This is a genomic window from Paraburkholderia sp. LEh10, assembly GCF_017814945.1.
Classification (GTDB): Bacteria; Pseudomonadota; Gammaproteobacteria; order Burkholderiales; family Burkholderiaceae; genus Paraburkholderia.
The window spans coordinates 30,336-48,232 of record NZ_JAGIPX010000050.1; the positions used below are offsets into that span (position 1 = coordinate 30,336).

The window sequence follows — 17,897 nt, forward strand, 5'->3', positions numbered from 1 at the left end:
CCGATATATATGTCATCTGCTGCCACCTTTACCCCTCGCAAGCTGCTTTATCTCATCGCGTGTCTAGTTGCAATCGGCGCTGTCGCATGGATTTGCACAAAACTCATTGCCGGCTCGGATACGGAGACCACGAACGATGCCTATGTGACCGCCGATTTCACGCTAGTCGCCCCGCGTATCGCCGGCCAGGTCTCCGATGTGCTGGTAGAGGACAACCAGCAGGTCAAAGCGGGTGAACTACTGGTGCGTATCGACGACCGTGACTTTCGGGCCGCGTTGCTGAGCGCACAGGCTGACGTGGCGGCGGCCAAGGCGTCGGTAGCGAACTACGAAGCCGAGATCGCGCGACAACCCTCGCTTGTCGAGCAGGCGCGCGCCACGCTTCGATCAGACGAGGCGTCGATCCAGTTTGCGCAAGCGAACGCCTCGCGCTACCGGAACCTCTCGGAAGCGGGCGCAGGAACCACGCAGGAGCAGCAACACGCGGCGAGCGCGCTGGCCGAGCAACTCGCGCAGCAGGCTCACGACCGCGCCGTGTTCGTCGCGACCGAGCAGAACCTCGATGTTCTGCGTACGCAGCGCGACAAGGCGGCGGGCGCACTGGCCCACGCCGAGGCGGTTCTCCGACAGGCAACACTCAACCTCTCTTATACGGAGATCCGCGCGCCCGTCGACGGCAAGGTCGGGAGGCGCTCGGTGCGGGTCGGCGCGTTCGTTACGCCCGGCGCGCCGCTGCTCGCGATCGTCCCGCTGTCGGAGGCCTATATCGTCGCCAACTTTCAGGAAAACCAGATCACCAACATGCGGCCCGGCGAAAGCGTGCGCATCAAAGTTGACAGCTTTCCGGGCGTGGTGATTCGAGGCCATGTCGATAGCCTTGCCCCGGCGACGGGCGTGAGCTTTGCGCCCATTGCGCCCGACAATGCAACGGGCAACTTCACCAAGATCGTTCAGCGTGTGCCTGTCAAGATCACAATCGATCGCGGCCAGCAGGCCGCGTCTGCGTTGAGCGTGGGCCTTTCCGTCGAAGCGGAGGTGGCCGTCAGCCGGCATCGCGATACTGCGATCGCGGGAGCGCAAAGCAAATGAACGCAAGCGAATCCTCTTTCCGCGCGCGAGCGCTGGCGGTGCTGCTGTGCTCCACGCTGACGGGCTGTCTCGTGGGTCCGAACTTCGAGCCTCCCAAATCATCCACGCCCGATGTATTTAATCGCACTCAGTCTGCACAAGCGCCCAGCAAGGCTGTCGAATCCGAATTCAGTCCGGATTGGTGGACATTGTTCAACGATCCCATGCTGAACTCGCTGGAGCAACAACTGACCGACGCGAATCTTGACATTGCTGCAGCGTCGGCACGTCTGCGGCAAAGCCGGGCCGAACAACGCGTCGCTGGCGCCGCGCAATATCCGACGCTCACGGGCGCCGCCTCCTATAACCGCGAGCGCGGAAGCGAGAACGGCATCTTGTCGCTGCTCGGCGTCACGCCAACGGGCAGTCAGACGCAATCGGCGTCGGGAAGCGCACCACTTGGCGTCGCGCCGCTGCCGGGCAGCAAGGGTTCGCCCGCTTACGACCTGTACCAGTTCGGCTTCGACGCGTCGTGGGAAGTGGACATCTGGGGGCGGGTTCGACGCAGTGTCGAGGCTTCGGCAGCGCTGACGCAAGCCTCATACGAGGACCGAAACGCGGTTCTGCTATCTGCGCGCGCCGAACTTGCCCGTGACTACATTCAGTTGCGTGACACGCAGGCTTTGCTTCAGATCGCGAAGCAAAACCTCGACATCGCACGCGATGCGATGAAGCTCACACAAACGCGGGCACGTGAAGGCGTGACGACGGACCTGGATGTCGCCAATGCTTCCGCGCAGGCGGAGTCGATCGAGAGCCTGCTCCCGACGCTCGAATCGCGTTGCGAGACCACGATCAACGCGATCGGCGTGCTGCTTGCCATGGAACCGGGTGCCCTGCGGCAAACGCTCGGCGAACCGCACGATGTTCCTGCTCTTCCCCAACAGGTGCCGATCGGATTTCCGTCGGAACTGGTGCAACGCAGACCGGATATTCGCAGAGCGGAAGCTCAACTGCATGCGGCGACAGCGGCGATCGGCATGGCGAAAGCCGACTTCTATCCGCGCATATCGCTTAACGGCAGTGCGGGCTTCCAGAGCCTTCAACTCTCGAATCTGGCTGACTGGGCGTCCGGCCAGTTCGTTGTCGGACCGTCGATCACGCTTCCGATATTCGAAGGCGGACGCCTGAAGGGCACGCTCCAACTGCGCGAGGCACAACAACAGGAGGCGGCGATCCTCTACAAACGCACCGTACTTCAGGCCTGGCGAGAGGTAGACGATGCCCTCATCGTCTACGACGCTGAACAGCGGCGGCGTGATCGCCTGAAAACGGTCGTTAGCCTGAATCAACGCGCACTGCACGTTGCGCAGCAGCGATACAAGGCAGGCGCAGTCGATTTTCTCGACGTGCTCAACGTGCAGAAACAATTGCTCGACGCGCAAAGCAATCTCGAGCAAAGCGAAGCCGATGCCGCTGCCAACCTCATCACCTTATGCAAGGTACTTGGCGGGGGGTGGGAGTCCACGTATGCGAAAGCGGACGCGCTTCATTGAAGCGGCGCTTTGTCGTGGCTCGCGAATGCATCGCGCTGTACTTTTTATTTTCTCAACAGCCGTGGACGCGCGTTCGCGGCGCACTGTTCCCAGAGGTCATCATGAAGTCTTTTGCTCGCACATTTTTCATCGCAGCAGTTCTCACCGCGCCTGCCTTGTGCATGGCTCAGGAAAGCGGCACTACTGCCGTCAAGTCACAGCAGAGCAACGATGCCGTAGCGTCCAGCTACGGCGGCGCCGTGAACAGCAAGGACCAAGCCGGATCGCAGCAGAATCGTGTCAGAACTGGCAGCAACGCGTCGACTGGCAATTGCGCAGGTCCCGTTAGCTACTGCAGCATCTTTTTCGGCAACTGAGTGTGAACGGCTACTGGGCGAGCCGTCGGCGGGCGCACGAGAGTCGCACGATTCGAGGACCTCACCCGGTAGCCGGAGCAGTGACCTCACGCATACGGGATATCCACAAACTAGCTCCCGGCCTCGGCCGCGGTACTCAAGGCGGCCTGCGCGGCAGCTTCCGCGGCAAGCGCTTTGCCGATCTCATCTGCAAACCGCTGCAATGACGAAAGCGGTCCGCAGACGCTGTGATACATCTGGCTGCCGATCTGCGCATCCAACAGGACCTGCATGCCGGATTTCCTTGCCATTTCGATCAGGTCCACCCCAGGCCTCCTTGCCGGTGACGCAGTAGTCGCGACACCACCAGCGTACCCAGTCAATTTGACCTTCAATCCGTCGAACAGATGCCAAGGAGCGGACCAATTTACCGCTTTCGACGACGGCGTCGGCACCTTCTTTATGGAGACTTGAGCGGCGTGGATGCCATCTGACGCGACGCGAGTTGCGCTTCCTTTGTCTGAGCATCGGCTTTCGGCGAGCGCGCCTTGTTGGCGCTTCGAATCGAAAAGCCGAACGTGTTGACGCCCTGCAGACTGCGCACGAACACCACGCCGCCGTGCATCTCCGCCACCGCCTTGACGATCGCGAGCCCGAGCCCGTGATTCTCGCGGCTGTTCGTGCGCGACAGTTCTGCGCGATAGAAGCGGTCGAACACATGATCGAGCACATCCGGCGCTATCGGCTCGCCGCGATTGGCGACGGCAACCCACACGCGCCCCGCCTCGCGCGAGATCGTGACCGTGATTGTCGAGCCCGGCATGCTATGGTGGATCGCATTGATCAGCAGGTTCGCGCACGCGCGGCCAAACAGCGGACGATTGACGCGCGCGACGGCATCGCCGTGCAATTGCGCCCGCACATGCGCCTCTTCCATCGGCATTTCGAGGAATTCGACCGTGTGCGCGACTTCCGTCGCGAGCGACACTTCGACCAGTTCCGTCGCCCGTTCGCCCTGGTCGGCGCGCGCGAGGAACAGCATGTCGTTGATGATGCCGCGCATCCGCTCGAACTCTTCCAGATTCGATTGCAGCGTGCGACGCAGATCGTCGACGGCGCGGTTGCGCGTCAATGCAACCTGCGTCTGCCCAATCAGAATGGTGACGGGCGTTCGCAGTTCATGCGCGACGTCGGCGTTGAACGATTCAAGGCGGCAGTACGCTTGATCGAGACGTTCGAGCGCGCCGTTGAACGAATGTGCGAGATCGTTCAGTTCCAGTGGCAGCTCCGCAGTGCGCAGTCGTTGCGAGCGGTTGTCGGCGCTGACTTCGGATGCATCGATGGTCAGCCTTCGCAACGGCGCGAGACCGATCCGCGTAACCCAATAGCTGAGCAGCGATGCGCCGAACGCACCCAGCGCGGACAACGCGGCCAGCGCGAGACCGAATTCGCGCAACGCCTGCTCCGTTGGCGCATAGCTGGTCGCCACCTGCAATTGCACCTGCGGGCGCTCGCCGTTCGCGGGAATGTTCAGCGTACGGGTCAGCATATCGTGCCCCGTGCCGTTGTGCGTGATGCGCGCATAGTCACCGTGCCACTGCTGCGCAATCTGGCCCGTGACAGGATGACCGTAATTGAAGAGCGGCGTCGTGCTCGAAATCGCGTACGTGTTAGTCCCATCGCGCGGCGTCATATCCGCGAGCTTTTCCTGTGCAATGCGCCATTTGTCGCGATTGATCACATGATGCACGATGATGCGCGCGACCTCGGTGCGGCTATCGAGCGAATCGCGCAGACGCTGCTCGACTTGCGAGCGCAACACGAGGAACAGACCCGTATCCACCAGCGTGAAAACGGCAAGCGCGACAAGCGCGAACAGCAACGCAAGACGCCGCGCAATCGAACGGTTCGAGCGAATCATGATGCCTCCGCTTCCTCGCGTACTTCGAGCACGTAGCCCATGCCGCGCATCGTGTGCAGCAGCTTCGTCGGAAACGGGCCGTCCAGTTTCGCGCGCAAGCGCTTGATCGCCGTTTCGACGACGTTCGTATGGCTGTCGAAGTTCACATCCCAGACCAGTTCCGTGATCATCGCTTTCGACAGAATGTCGCCCTGCCTGCGCGCGAGCACGCTGAGCAGTTGAAACTCCTTCGCGGTCAGATCGAGCCGCACGCCGCCGCGCGTTGCGCGCCTGCCGATCAGATCGACATACAGATCACCGACACAGATCAGCGTCGATTCCTGCACGCGTGTGCGCCTTGCGAGCGCATGCAGACGCTCGACCAGTTCGAGAAACGAGAATGGCTTGGTCAGATAGTCGTCGGCGCCTTCGCGCAGGCCGCGCACGCGATCGTTCACGTGATCGCGCGCGGTCAGCATGATGACGGGTGTGGACTTGCGCATGCGCAGCGCCTTGAGCACGCTGATGCCGTCGCGCTTGGGCAGCATCACGTCAAGCACGATGATGTCGTAGTCGAACTCCGACGCGAGGTGCAAGCCCTCCTCGCCGTCGAGCGCGACGTCGACCACCCAGCCCTGTTCAGTCAGGCCCCGGCGCAGATAATCGACGACCTTGAATTCGTCCTCCACGATGAGCAGCTTCATGTGCGCTCCTCTCTATTGTCATCCTCATTATAAGTAGGCTTTTCAAACGTGTTCAGCCCGTCCTTTACAGCCTGTTTTGCGCAATCTTCCGTGCATTACGTACAGCCTTCAGTCGTACCGCTTCAAATCAGTTCGGCGCGCGCATGGCAGATGAACCCGTCTCCATCGATACATCTTTCGCGGCATCGGCGGGCGCAGCCGATACCGCGTCCTGCCCATCCCAGCCACCGCCGAGCGCCTTCACGAGCGCCACGGAAGTCGTCATCTGCTGCCCGTGTATCTGCACGTCCGTACGCTGGCTGGTCAGCAGCGACTGCTGCGCGGTGATCACGTCGAGGTAAGCAACGAGGCCGCCCGAATACCGGTCGTTGGCAAGCGAGAGAAGGCGCTGCGCATCGGCGACGGCATCGCGCGACTGCGAAGCGGCGCCATCGAGCACGGAAAGCCCCGTGATACCGTCCTGCACCTGCTGGAACGCCGTGAGCACCGCCTGACGATAGTTGGCCTGAGCCGCCTTGTAGCCCTCGCTCGCGAAGTCAACATTGGCCGCGCGCCGCCCGCCGTCGAACACGACCTGGCTCAACGCTGCGCCGAGCGACCACATCAGGCTCGGTGCACTGATCAGATCAGCGAGCTCCGTGCTCTGCCAGCCGATGCCCGGCGTGAGCGTCAGACTCGGGAAGAACGCGGCCTTCGCGACGCCGATCTGCGCATTCGCCGCCGCCATCGCGCGTTCCGCCGATGCAATGTCAGGCCGGCGCTGCAGCACATCGCTGGGCAGTCCGAGCGGGATCGTGGGCACCTTGTAGTCGATCACTTTCGGCTCGATCGAAAACTGCGGCGCAGGCACCGCGACGAGCGCCGCGATCGCATGCTCGAACTGGTCGCGTTGTGTGACGAGCAGTTGCGCCTGCACGCGCGTCTGATCGAGCAGCGATTTCTGCTGCAATACATCGAGCCCGGACACAGCGCCGAGATCATGCTCCGTCGTTACGTAGTCGAGCGCCTTCTGTTGCAGCTGCACCGATCGGTTCAGCACATCGATTTCGGCGTCAAGTTGGCGCAGCGAGAAGTAGTCAGTGGCAAGATCGGTGGTGAGCACGAGACGCGCGTTCGCGAGATCGTCGCGCGACTGCTCAGCCGACGCCTGCGCGCCTTCCACTTCGCGCCGAATACGCCCGAACAGATCGACGTCGTAGTTGATCGTCGGACCGATCTGCAAGTTGTTTTGCACCGTCGATTGATTCGGCACCGAGTAGCTCGTCGCAGGCCGGTTCTTCGAGATCCGCTCGCGCGCCGCCGACGCCGACAGATCGACCTCCGGAATCAACTGCGCGCGCGTGTTGGCGAGCGTCGCGCGTGCCTGCGCGTAATGCGCGCTGGCCGCGGCCAGTGTCTGATTCTGCGCGAGCGCCATCGTTTCGAGTCCTTCGAGCGTGCTGTCGCCGAAGGCCTTCCACCAGTCCAGCGCAAGCGGCGCATGGGAAGGCTGCGCGAGACGCCAGTATGAATCCGTGTGCCATGTGGGCGGCGCATCCGTCGACGGCGCGTTGTAGTCGGGGCCGACCGTGCACGCGCACAGCGCCGCCGCAAGCGCCGTCGCGCCCATTCGCGCAGCGAGTGTGCGCGTATTCACGATGCCGCCTTGCCCGCATGTGACGTCGAGCGCGCATGCGACACTTCGACGTGGTCGCCGTCCGCGATCGAATCGCTCGGGTTGATGATCACGCGGTCGTTGGGCTCGAGGCCGCTTTCGATTTCAAGCGTCTGGCCGAGATCCTGCGCAATCGTGACACTGTGCAGATGCACGACGCCTTCGCTGTCGACGACGGCAAGGCGCGGACCTTCGGCGCGAAACAGCAGCGCGTTGCCGGGCACCGACAATTGCGCGCGCGTACCCGACGGTATGGCGACCTGCACGTAGGCGCCGGGGCGCAGCTCACCGTCAGGATTGCGCAGCGTGACCTCGACTTGCAGCGAGCGCGTGGGCACGTCGATCGCGCCCGAAATGTTCGTGATACGGCCGTGAAATTGCTGGCCCGGCAACTCGGCCTGCGTCACGACCACGTCCTCGCCGACCTGCACGTTCTGCGCGTACGCCTGTGGGAGCTGCACGTACACGCGCAGCGGGTCCGACTGCGCGAGCGCGAAGAGCGCGCGGCTCGTGCCACTGCCCGCATCGATCAGATCGCCTACATCGACGTTGCGCTGCGTGACCACGCCCGCAAACGGCGCGACGATGCGCTTGAAGCTTTCGAGCTGGCGCAGCCGTTTCACGTTGGCGTCGGCGGCGGCCAGATTGGCGACGTCCTGCGAATACGTGCTTTGCCGCTCGTCGAGTTCCTGTTGCGAAACGGCATCGCGCTGACGCAGTTGCTGCCAGCGCTCGAATGAACTCTTGGCGAGGCCGAGACTCGACTGGATCTGATCGCGCTGCGCAACGGCCTGCGCAAGTTCCTGATCGATCTCCGGCGTATCGAGTTCCGCCAGCAGTTGCCCTTCTTTCACGCGTGCGCCGATGTCCGCATACCAGTGCAGCAGATAGCCCGTCGCGCGCGCGTAGATCGGCGACTCGACATAGCCGCGCAACGTTCCCGGCAAGACCGTCACGCCCGTGCTGCCGTCCGTGGCCGCCGGCGTCACGACGTCGACGTATTGCTTCGCGTTTTGCTGCGTCATTTGCGCGACCGTACGGTTCTGCACGATGTTAGCGATCACCGTGCGCAACGCGCCGATCGCCAGCAATACCAGCACGATCGCAACCGCGATCTTCGCGCGCCGCCATTCGCGGTGGCGCGGCGGCAGCGCGTGCCCGTCCTGGGTTTCCCGTGCGGGAATCGCTAGCGAAGAGTGAGTCTTTTCAGTCACCTCGATCCTCCGTCTTCGGGCTGTGTCCGTGTGCGTCGTCACGGTCGTGTCGTTGCGGCGCGGCGCCTTCGCGCTGCTGATCGCCCTCACGTGCCGCCTTGCGATGCGCGAGCCGGCTATGAATGCCCGCGAACAGCAACGGTACGAAGAAGAGCGTCGAGACGGTCGCGAACAGCAGCCCGCCGATCACCGCGCGCCCCAGCGGGGCATTCTGTTCGGCGCCTTCACCGAGCCCGAGCGCCATCGGAATCATGCCGATGATCATCGCGCACGCCGTCATCAGCACGGGCCTGATCCGGCTCGCGCCCGCTTCGAGCGCGGCTGTCAGCGGCGGCGCACCCGCCGTGAGCCGTTGACGTGCGAACGCCACCATCAGAATGCTGTTTGCCGTCGCGACGCCCATCGTCATGATCGCGCCTGTCAATGCAGGCACGCTCAGATGCGTGCCCGTCAGGAACAGCATCCACACGATGCCTGCCAGCGCGGCCGGCAATGCGCTCACGATGATGAGCGGATCGATCCACGACTGGAAGTTCACGACGATCAGCAGATAGACGAGCACGATCGCCATCGCAACGCCGATGCCCAGCCCGAAGTACGACGTGCGCATCGTCTGCACCTGGCCGCGTATCGCGATCGAGCTGCCGCGCGGCAACGACGCGCGAGCCTGATCGACGAGCTTTTCGATCTGCGTGTCCACGCTGCCGAGGTCGCGACCTTCCACACTCACGAACACGTCGATCACGGGGCGGATGTTGTAGTGCGTGACCATCGCGAACTGGTTCTGCGGCGAAACCTGCACGAGATTGCCGAGCAGTTGCGTCGGCCCCGCCGCGGAAGCCGATACGGGCGTGCGCAATAGCTGGTCTACCGACGAGATCTGATACTGCGGTGTCTGCACGGCGAGGTTGTACTCGACGCCGTTGCGCGGATTGAACCAGAATCCCGGCGACGTCTGCGTGCTCCCCGACAGTGAGATCAGCACGTTCTGTGCGACGTTGTTCGCATTCAGATTCAGTTGTTGCAAGCGCGTGCGATCCATCTGCAGGTTGATGACAGGCTCGTCGAGCTTCTGCTGGATGTGTGAATCGACCGCGCCCGGAATCATCCTGATCTGCTTGAGCAGCTTGCGCGCAATCTCCAGATTGCCCTGCTGGTTTGCGCCGACGATCTGCACATCGACAGCGGCGGGCAAACCGAAGTTGAGGATCTGCGTGACGATATCGGCGGGCTGAAAGAAGAACTCCGTTCCCGGGAAGCGCTGCGGCAATAATGCGCGCAAACGGTCGATATAACCGATGCTCGGCTTGTGATCTTCTTTCAGCGCGAGCAGGATCTCGCCGTCGAGCGTGCCGATGGTTCCCGCGTTGCTGTACGACAGGTTGATGCCGCTATAAGGCAAGCCGAGATTGTCGAGCACCGTGCCCAGTTCGTTGGGCGGAATGACTTCTCGCACCACCTTCTCGACCTGATCGGCGAGCCGCGCCGTTTCTTCGATCCGCGTGCCGGTTGGCGCGCGCATGTGCAAGCGTATCTGGCCCGCATCGACACGCGGGAAAAAGTCCTCGCCCAATACGAACGCCAGCGCGAGCGAGACGACGCAGAAGCCGAGGAATGTCGCGCCGAACAGCCGCCGCCGCACGAGCAGACTGCTGAGAGTCACGATGTACGCCGCGCGCATCGATTCGAAACTGCGGTCGAAGCGGTGGTGCAGTCGCATGAACAGGTTCGGCTTCGCATGCGCATCCCGCTTGTGCACGTGGCCCATCAATAGCATCGCGAGCGTTGGCACCAAAGTTCTCGACAATACGTACGACGCGAGCATCGCGAACACAACGGCTTGCGCGAGCGGCACGAACAGGTAGCGTGCGACGCCCGTCAGAAAGAACATCGGTACGAACACGATACAGATGCACAGTGTCGATACCAATGCGGGAATCGCGATCTCGCCTGCGCCGTCGAGAATCGCATCACGCAGGTTCGTCCCCATGTGCAAATGGCGTTCGATGTTCTCGATCGTGACGGTCGCATCGTCGACCAGAATCCCGACCGCGAGCGCGAGGCCGCCTAGCGTCATGATGTTGATCGTCTGTCCGAGCGCGTGCAATGCGATCAGCGAAGTCAGAATGGAGAGCGGAATCGAAATGGCGATGATGCAGGTGCTGCGCCAGTTCCCGAGGAACAGCAGAATCATCGCGGCCGTCAGCGCGGCGGCGATGACGGCTTCGCGCGCCACGCCCTGAATGGCGGCCTTCACGAACACCGATTGATCGAACAGCGCCGTCACCTTCAGATCGGCGGGCAACGCTGCCTGCGCGGTTGGCAATAGCGCATGCAGCGCGTTCACGATGGAGAGCGTCGATGCGCTGCCCGTCTTGAGAATCGAGATCAGCACACCGCGCCGGCCGTTTTCGCGCACCACATTGGTCTGCGGCGAGAAACCGTCGCGCACGTGCGCCACTTCACGCAGATAAGTGGTCGCGCCGTTCACCGTGCGCACGGGGATGTCGTTCAAGCCCGCGACCGTCGTCGGCGAGCCGTTCATATTGATCGTGTATTCCTTTGGTCCGATCTTCGCGGTGCCTGTCGGCAGAATCAGGTTCTGCGCATTCACGGCGTTGACGACGTCGAGCGGCGTCAATCCTTTGGCTAATAGTGCGCGCGTGTCGAGATCGACGGAGATCAGACGGGTCTTGCCGCCATACGGATAGGGCACGGCTGCGCCGGGAATCGTGACGAGTTGCGGACGCAGAAAGTTGAGCGCCGTGTCATTCAGTTCCTGCTCGGAAAGCCGAGGGCTCGACAGGCCCAACTGGATCACGGGAATGCTCGACGCCGAATAGCTGATGACGAGCGGGGGCGTTGCGCCTTGCGGCATCTGCTTCAGTTGCGCCTGCTCGACAGCGACCGTTTGCGCGATCGCGGTCTGAATATTTGCATTCGGCTGTAGAAACAGCTTGATGATCGCGATACCCGCCAGCGATTGCGACTCGATGTGCTCGATGTCGTTGACCGTCGTCGTCAGGCTGCGCTCGTTGACGGAAGTGATGCGATTGGCCATGTCCTCGGCGGACAGGCCCGTATAGTTCCATATGATGCTGACGACGGGAATGTTGATTTCAGGGAGGACGTCGACGGGCATGGTGAACAGCACGAAGGGCGTCGCCAGCACGATCAGTATGGCCATCACGATGAACGTGTACGGCCTCTTCAATGCGAGATTGACGATCCACATACAGTGCTGGTATCCGTAAGAGCGCGCGAGCGTGACGTCAGGCAGCGGCGTCAGTTTTTCCTGCGCGTCCGCGGCAGCCTGGTGTTAATACTAATTCGCAAGGGCCAACAAGCAGATGACGCGAAAATGGCAGCATTGCCATTTTCTGGAAGTGGGATCGTTATTGTCGAATGAGCGCTGTGGGAAGATGATGGACGTTCTTTCGGAGCACGAGTCCGAGCGCTGTTCGATGCGAAGAGTTGCGAGCTGATATTCGAACGGAACGAGTGACGGGACTTATCGTTTTTCCTGGCTGAGACGATTGCGTTCATGTTCGCTCAGGAGTGTCCGCGCGCGATGCACGATTGCATCCGCATCGACGCCGGACAAATCGGTGCGATGCTGGAACGCCTCCAGATAGCGGCGAAGCAATTCTGGTGCGTCTTTGCGCCGGGCGAGGTGTTCGACAAGACGAAGTTCATCGTCGGTGCCCCAGCCTTCCGACGCCTGCGTGCCCGCACTGACAGCCCGCATCCTGCATTTGAGGTCCTTTTCCAGAGCATCCGCGAGCTGTGTCAGGATGTGATGCGGAAACTTCTCCGGCGCAGCGGCGCATTCGAGAGCTGCCTCGCGCCACGCCTGATTGATGAGCCCTTGAACGACGCTGTGCTTCGCACGAGCCCCCTTGATGCCACGCTCCAGAAGCGTGGCGATCCGCCCGTAGATCGAAACTGTCCTGTCGTTCGTTTTGCGATCGGCAGCGTCGATCTCGCGCGCACGCTCGATCAGATCTTCGCGCGAGAGTTTGCAGTCGGGTTGGGTCGATGAAGTCTTGCGCATGGTCGCTCCACAGGGTCAGACTTGTATCGTTTGTTTCAATACGAAAATGAACTACTGCTATCTCTTGCGCTTCATTTAAGGTGGACGAGCACGCAGCGTCACCCCCCGTTCGAAGGGGGGCATCAGATCGTGATATGGCTAGTGCTGGAGTGGTGGCGCGGACTTGCTAGACTCGGGGACCCGAATCCGTCACTTCGCGGTATGAATATCGCTGCCTTTAGTGCGTGGCGCGCTCGCATCCCTCTACCTTGTCTTGCAGTGTTTGATCCCGCGTTCTACTGGCTTCGCGTGGACGATCTACCGGCAAATAGCGCGGACGCGCTGCATCTGCGATTCGGGTGCCCGCCGTTACCGGCCGTGTCGAAAGCGTCGCCGCCCGGGCCCCGATAGTGCTACGTTCGTCGCCGGAGTACCGCCTTTGAGGACGACATGAAACGATTTTCGATGATCCGCGAGTTCCATCTTGCGGACTGGTTCACGCTGGGCAATGCGGTTTCCGGCACGGGTGCGCTGTTTTCGATGATGAGCTACATCGGCAGCGCGGATGTGATGCATGTCTATTTCGCCTGCGCGCTGGTGTTTGCAGCGCTGGTCTTCGACGTGCTCGACGGAAGGATTGCGCGCTGGCGGCAAAAGGCCTCGCTGCTCGGCAAGGAGCTCGATTCGCTTGCCGATGTGATCTCGTTCGGCGTCGCGCCGGCGATCATCGGCTATGGATGCGGGATGCGCGGCCTATATGATCGCTTTCTGCTCGCGTACTTCGTCGCATGTGGGGTGTCGCGGCTCGCGCGCTACAACGTGACGACGGAAGCGATGTCGGGCGGTACGGGGAAAGTGACGCACTTCGAAGGTACGCCCATTCCAACATCGTTTGCCATCGTCCTGCTGTTGACCATCGCCGCATGGCAGGGTGCTCTCGGTCCGCAATTATGGTTCGGCGAATGGCAAATTGCAGGTCATGTACTGCATCCGCTTACGCTGATTTTCGGCATTTCCGGATCGCTGATGATTAGCCGCATCCGCATTCCCAAGCCATGACGACCAGACACGTTCGCTCGGTCAATTGCCCTTGTAGAGAGATCGATTAAGCTGATCGAGCTGGCCATCGCGTTCGGACTGTATCAACTGCTGACGCACGTCCTGCCGCGTGAGCGGGTCATTGCGCGCCCCTTGGGACGAAGTGCCCCAATTGACGCCACCTTGCCCCGTATCGGCTACCGGGTTCGCCGATTGCGCCTGTGTCTGGTCCATCTGCGGGTTATTCATCGGCGCTTCCTGCGCGTATGCGCTCGACATCGTTGCCACGCCTGCCGTTACCACGAGACTGAGAAGTAGTTGCTTCATTTCGAGGCTCCTTGATCGCTGGAAACTGGTCAGTGTTAAGTCCCGCGGCGGCAAGTCCGCACGCGGAAACCAGCTTTCACTCTACGCCTCGCTAGTGGCACAACGCTGACATTAGTATGACGAACGCGCCATTTTCGCGGTATTCACTTAAGACGTTGCCGTGGGATTCATGCCGGCCAATTTCACGCCCGGCCTTCAAATCCCAATAGAACATTGACTGCATTCACGCCTATCTGATCGACCATGTATCCGCCCTCCATGACGAATAGTGTGGGAATTGACAACCGCCGAACTCAGGAATGTGAACAGAGGGAATGTATGGACGTTTGCAATCTCGATGAACCAGTTGGTGCCACAGCTAACCAAAAAGGGCTGGCGAGATGCGCAAGGGTTTCGCCCTTGCATTCAATCGGCTTTCGTTTCAAATCGCGCTACTTGCTTGCGTTCAATGTCCGAGATAGGCAGCCTTGACCATCGGATCGTCGCGCAATTGCATCGCCGATCCGTGCGTCGCGATGCGGCCATTTTCAAGCACGTATCCATAGTCGGCGACATTCAACGCGGCGGCGGCGAACTGCTCGACGAGCAACATCGTCACGCCCTGCATCTTCAGACGTTCGATGATGCGAAAGACTTCGTCGACAAGAATGGGCGCGAGGCCCATAGACGGTTCGTCGAGCAGGACAAGATCGGGATTCAACATGATTGCGCGCGCCATCGCGAGCATCTGCTGCTCGCCGCCCGACAGCGTTCCCGCCAGCTGGTTTCGGCGCTCTTTCAAACGCGGGAAGAGTTCGATCGCGCGCTCGAGATCCGCGTGGACGTCGCCGCGCGGGCGCGCCCACGTCAAGCGCGCAAACGCGCCCAGCAACAGGTTGTCGGTGACGGTCATCGTCGCGAAAACGCGCCGCCCCTCAGGCGAATGTGCAAGGCCGAGCCGCGCGATACGGTGCGAATCGAGCGAATCGATGCGCTTCGCCGAAGCACCCTCGCCCATTGTGATCACACCTTCCGTCGGGCGGATCATGCCGGAGATCGCCCGCATCGTCGTGGTCTTGCCTGCGCCGTTCGAGCCGATCAGCGTGACGACGGAAGCCTTCGGCACGTCCATCGAAATGCCGTGCAATACCTGAACCTTGCCATAGCCCGCATGCAGGTTGCGGATCGATAACATCGTGTTCCCCATATATGTCGTTGTCCCGCACGAAGCGAGGGCTTCAGGCGGTCACACCGCCAAGATAAGCCTCGATCACTTTTTCGTTTTCCTGGATTTCGGACGGCTTGCCTTCCGCGATTTTCTGCCCGAAGTCGAGCACCGACACGGTATCGCAAACCGACATTACGACGTCCATATGATGTTCGATCAGCACCACCGTAATGCCATGATCGCGGACCTTGCGGATGATGCGCACCAGTTCCCGGATATCCGGCGACGTAAGCCCGGCAGCGGGTTCGTCGAGCAGCAGTACCTGTGGATCGAGCGCGAGCGCACGAGCAATTTCCAGCAGACGCTGCTTGCCATATGGCAGGTTGCGCGCCTCTTCGGTGGCAACATCGTCGAGACCGACAAAGCGCAGCATGCCGAATGCACGCTCGCGCGCAGCACGTTCCTCACGACGGTAGCGTGGCGTCATCAGGCCGACGTCGGCGAAGTTCGAGCGAAACGTGTGGTGCAGTCCCACCAGCACGTTCTCGAGCGCGGTCATTTCGCCGAATAGCTGCACGTTCTGGAAAGTGCGTGCAATTCCCGAGAGCGCGATGGCAGCCGACGCCCTGCCCGCTATTGATTCGCCGCGATACTCGATCGCCCCCGAAGTCGGCACATAGATGCCCGTCAACACGTTCATCATCGTGCTCTTGCCCGATCCGTTCGGTCCGATCAGGCCGTGTATCGTGCCGCGCCGCACGCTAAGGTTCACGTTATTGAGCGCCTTGAGTCCGCTGAACTGCATCAGCACGCCGCGCACGTCGAGAATGGTTTCCTCTCCCTTGACGTGCACGTCGAGCACCGCATCCGCCGGCATTTCAGCGGGCTTTCCGGTGTCGACGGTGACCGTGCGCACTCTGCCGTGCGTAAAGAACTTGCGCACGAAACCTACCACGCCGTCCTGCAGGTAATACACCACGAGCAGAATCATCAAGCCGAAGATCGTCAGACGCCAGTCGGTAAGCGCGTCGATCCAGTATGAGAACACCGCAAGCCCAACCGTGCCTGCGATGGGAATCGCGAGCTTACGCGGCATCACGCTCTTACGCGCAATCGAGTACAGAGCGCCCGCGATCACAACAACGGCAAGTGCCGTTGCGACCATGCGGAACATCGCGATGTCGTCTAGCAGCTTGGGCAGCAGCACGATGATCGTCGAGCCGATGAGCGCGCCTGTGCGCGTCTTGCGGCCGCCCATGATGATCGCGAGCAGGAACAGGATAGTCAGCTCGAAGTTGTAGGTATTCGGCGAGATATATTGCTCTGAATACGAGTACAGACAGCCCGCGAGTCCAGCGAAGCCCGCGCTGATGACAAACGCGTAGACCTTGTGGCGATACACGGAGACGCCCATGCAATCGGAAGCAATGGGGCTATCGCGTAACGCCTCGAACGCGCGGCCCAGATGTGACTTCAGCACGCGATGCACGACGACGAGCGACACCGCGAGCAGCGCGGCGACGACCCAGTAGTATTGCGTTTCATCGAGCGCATGCCCTGCAATCACGGGCTTCGTGATCTTGATGCCCATCGGGCCGCTGGTCAGAAAGTCCATTTCATTGATCAGGATCTGGATGATCGTGCCGAATGCGAGCGTGACCATCGCAAGATATGGACCTGACACACGCAGCGCAGGCAACGCGAGAATTGCGCCGAACGCCGCCGTGACGACGATGGCCATCGGCGCCGTCACGTAGAACGGCATGCCGAGCTTGATAAACAGCACGCCCGCCGTGTATGCGCCGACGCCGAACAAGCCCGCGTGCCCGAGCGACACCTGGCCCGTATAGCCGACCACGATGTCGAGACCGAAGAGCAGGATCGCGTAGATCATGATCGTCTCGACAAGATGGATGTAGTACGGATTGCCCGAAAGCACAGGGAATATCACCAACGCGACTAGCCCGAGCAGCGCGCAGATGAGGTTTTTCTTTTTCACGGCGCACCTCAAACTTTCTTGATCGCGGTTTTGCCGAAGAGGCCCGCGGGCCGCAACGCCAGCACGATCAGCAACAGCACGAGTCCGGGCACGTCCTTGTAACCCGTCGAGATGTAGAAGCCGGTGGTCGTCTCCGCCACGCCGAGTATCACGCCGCCGACAATGATGCCGAGCCCGCTCGACAGTCCGCCGATGATCGCCACCGCAAACGCCTTGAGGCCGAGCACCGCGCCCATCGTCGCGCCCGTCAGCGTGAGCGGCGCGATCAGCACTCCGGCGAACGCGGCCGTCAGCGACGACAGCGCGTACGAGAACGTGATGACGAGACCCGTGTTGATGCCCATCAGCGCAGCCGCATCGCGGTCATTCGATGTCGCGACGACTGCCTTGCCGAAGATGCTGCGGCGATTGAAGAACTCGACGGCGAGCATGATGAGCAGCGCGCCGCACACGACGAGCAGTTCCATCGGCAATACGTTCGCGCCGAACACCTTGATGGGCGCTTCGGGCAATGGCGAAGGAAAACGCAGATCGTCGCGGCCCCACACGTTTTCCGCCACGTTCTTGAAGATAATGCCGAGCGCGATCGTCGACATGATCCAGCCGAATTCCGATTTGATTTTGATGGCGGGCCGCACGCCGATGCGCTCGACGAATGCCCCTTGCAGCAGGCCGAATACGCACACGAGCGGAATCATTAGCCAGTAGTTGACACCGAGCGTGACAAGCGTGAGGCCGACGAGCGCGCCGAGCATCAGCGCTTCACCCTGTCCGAAATTCAGTGTGCCGGATGTCGCGAACGTGAGCTGATAGCCGAATGCAATTACGGCGTAGATCATGCCGAGCGCGATGCCGCTGTAGATGAGCTGAAGAAGAATCATGGTCCAATTGCCTCGAGCGCAACGCCCCGGGATATCACATT

General features: G+C 61.4%; 15 protein-coding genes. 5 read left to right on the forward strand and 10 right to left on the reverse strand.

Annotated features, from left to right (window positions below; genetic code table 11):
- Positions 1 to 9 precede the first annotated feature (9 nt).
- The 3 genes from J8I87_RS31585 to J8I87_RS31595 are packed head-to-tail and all read left to right on the forward strand — an operon-like array spanning position 10 to position 2,980.
- Positions 10 to 1,089, forward strand: a complete 1,080-nt coding sequence (locus tag J8I87_RS31585; RefSeq protein WP_209936091.1) for an HlyD family secretion protein — start codon at positions 10 to 12, stop codon at positions 1,087 to 1,089.
- A complete protein-coding gene (locus J8I87_RS31590) occupies positions 1,086 to 2,624 on the forward strand; it encodes an efflux transporter outer membrane subunit (protein WP_209936092.1) in 1,539 nt (512 codons plus the stop codon). The genes J8I87_RS31585 and J8I87_RS31590 overlap by 4 nt, the downstream gene beginning before the upstream one ends.
- A complete protein-coding gene (locus tag J8I87_RS31595) occupies positions 2,621 to 2,980 on the forward strand; it encodes a hypothetical protein (protein ID WP_245254304.1) in 360 nt (119 codons plus the stop codon). The genes J8I87_RS31590 and J8I87_RS31595 overlap by 4 nt, the downstream gene beginning before the upstream one ends.
- A 110-nt stretch (positions 2,981 to 3,090) precedes the next feature.
- On the opposite strand, the gene J8I87_RS31600 is transcribed toward J8I87_RS31595, so the two are convergent.
- From J8I87_RS31600 to J8I87_RS31625, 6 genes are all read right to left on the reverse strand, one after another.
- A complete protein-coding gene (locus J8I87_RS31600; protein WP_209936093.1) occupies positions 3,091 to 3,285 on the reverse strand; it encodes a hypothetical protein in 195 nt (64 codons plus the stop codon).
- 134 nt (positions 3,286 to 3,419) lie between these two features.
- Positions 3,420 to 4,880: a heavy metal sensor histidine kinase gene (locus J8I87_RS31605; RefSeq protein ID WP_209936094.1), complete on the reverse strand. Its 1,461-nt coding sequence runs from the start codon at positions 4,878 to 4,880 to the stop codon at positions 3,420 to 3,422.
- Positions 4,877 to 5,563 (reverse strand): heavy metal response regulator transcription factor, encoded by a 687-nt coding sequence (locus tag J8I87_RS31610; RefSeq protein WP_087737510.1) that lies wholly within the window; start codon positions 5,561 to 5,563, stop codon positions 4,877 to 4,879. Before J8I87_RS31610 ends, J8I87_RS31605 begins: the two co-directional genes overlap by 4 nt.
- A 127-nt stretch (positions 5,564 to 5,690) precedes the next feature.
- A complete protein-coding gene (locus tag J8I87_RS31615) occupies positions 5,691 to 7,172 on the reverse strand; it encodes an efflux transporter outer membrane subunit (protein ID WP_209936120.1) in 1,482 nt (493 codons plus the stop codon).
- A gap of 23 nt (positions 7,173 to 7,195) precedes the next feature.
- Positions 7,196 to 8,431 (reverse strand): efflux RND transporter periplasmic adaptor subunit, encoded by a 1,236-nt coding sequence (locus J8I87_RS31620; protein ID WP_209936096.1) that lies wholly within the window; start codon positions 8,429 to 8,431, stop codon positions 7,196 to 7,198.
- A complete protein-coding gene (locus J8I87_RS31625; protein WP_209936097.1) occupies positions 8,424 to 11,666 on the reverse strand; it encodes an efflux RND transporter permease subunit in 3,243 nt (1,080 codons plus the stop codon). Before J8I87_RS31625 ends, J8I87_RS31620 begins: the two co-directional genes overlap by 8 nt.
- A gap of 309 nt (positions 11,667 to 11,975) precedes the next feature.
- Between J8I87_RS31625 and J8I87_RS31630 the strand changes: the two genes are divergently transcribed.
- Both J8I87_RS31630 and J8I87_RS31635 read left to right on the forward strand, forming a co-directional pair.
- Positions 11,976 to 12,473: a hypothetical protein gene (locus J8I87_RS31630; RefSeq protein WP_209936098.1), complete on the forward strand. Its 498-nt coding sequence runs from the start codon at positions 11,976 to 11,978 to the stop codon at positions 12,471 to 12,473.
- A gap of 441 nt (positions 12,474 to 12,914) precedes the next feature.
- Positions 12,915 to 13,523 carry a CDP-alcohol phosphatidyltransferase family protein gene (locus tag J8I87_RS31635; RefSeq protein WP_209936099.1) on the forward strand — a complete coding sequence of 203 codons (609 nt, stop codon included), beginning with the start codon at positions 12,915 to 12,917 and terminating at the stop codon, positions 13,521 to 13,523.
- Positions 13,524 to 13,544: 21 nt separating this feature from the next.
- Here J8I87_RS31635 and J8I87_RS31640 read toward each other — a convergent pair whose 3' ends face one another.
- The 4 genes from J8I87_RS31640 to J8I87_RS31655 all read right to left on the reverse strand — a co-directional run bounded on the left by J8I87_RS31640 (position 13,545) and on the right by J8I87_RS31655 (position 17,856).
- Positions 13,545 to 13,829: a DUF4148 domain-containing protein gene (locus tag J8I87_RS31640; RefSeq protein ID WP_209936100.1), complete on the reverse strand. Its 285-nt coding sequence runs from the start codon at positions 13,827 to 13,829 to the stop codon at positions 13,545 to 13,547.
- Between the two features lie 445 nt (positions 13,830 to 14,274).
- A complete protein-coding gene (locus J8I87_RS31645) occupies positions 14,275 to 15,003 on the reverse strand; it encodes an ABC transporter ATP-binding protein (protein WP_209936101.1) in 729 nt (242 codons plus the stop codon).
- Between the two features lie 43 nt (positions 15,004 to 15,046).
- Entirely contained in the window at positions 15,047 to 16,975 is a 1,929-nt protein-coding gene (locus J8I87_RS31650; RefSeq protein WP_209936103.1) for an ABC transporter permease subunit, read from the reverse strand.
- Between the two features lie 8 nt (positions 16,976 to 16,983).
- Positions 16,984 to 17,856 carry a branched-chain amino acid ABC transporter permease gene (locus tag J8I87_RS31655; RefSeq protein WP_209936104.1) on the reverse strand — a complete coding sequence of 291 codons (873 nt, stop codon included), beginning with the start codon at positions 17,854 to 17,856 and terminating at the stop codon, positions 16,984 to 16,986.
- Between the last annotated feature and the right edge of the window lie 41 nt (positions 17,857 to 17,897).

Coding starts and splice junctions, on each gene's coding strand:
- J8I87_RS31585 (WP_209936091.1), top strand. CDS start 10: ATGTCATCTGCTGCCACCTTTACCCCTCGCAAGCTGCTTTATCTCATC.
- J8I87_RS31590 (WP_209936092.1), top strand. CDS start 1,086: ATGAACGCAAGCGAATCCTCTTTCCGCGCGCGAGCGCTGGCGGTGCTG.
- J8I87_RS31605 (WP_209936094.1), bottom strand. CDS start 4,880: ATGATTCGCTCGAACCGTTCGATTGCGCGGCGTCTTGCGTTGCTGTTC.
- J8I87_RS31610 (WP_087737510.1), bottom strand. CDS start 5,563: ATGAAGCTGCTCATCGTGGAGGACGAATTCAAGGTCGTCGATTATCTG.
- J8I87_RS31615 (WP_209936120.1), bottom strand. CDS start 7,172: ATGGGCGCGACGGCGCTTGCGGCGGCGCTGTGCGCGTGCACGGTCGGC.
- J8I87_RS31625 (WP_209936097.1), bottom strand. CDS start 11,666: ATGTGGATCGTCAATCTCGCATTGAAGAGGCCGTACACGTTCATCGTG.
- J8I87_RS31630 (WP_209936098.1), top strand. CDS start 11,976: ATGTTCGCTCAGGAGTGTCCGCGCGCGATGCACGATTGCATCCGCATC.
- J8I87_RS31635 (WP_209936099.1), top strand. CDS start 12,915: ATGAAACGATTTTCGATGATCCGCGAGTTCCATCTTGCGGACTGGTTC.
- J8I87_RS31640 (WP_209936100.1), bottom strand. CDS start 13,829: ATGAAGCAACTACTTCTCAGTCTCGTGGTAACGGCAGGCGTGGCAACG.
- J8I87_RS31645 (WP_209936101.1), bottom strand. CDS start 15,003: ATGTTATCGATCCGCAACCTGCATGCGGGCTATGGCAAGGTTCAGGTA.
- J8I87_RS31655 (WP_209936104.1), bottom strand. CDS start 17,856: ATGATTCTTCTTCAGCTCATCTACAGCGGCATCGCGCTCGGCATGATC.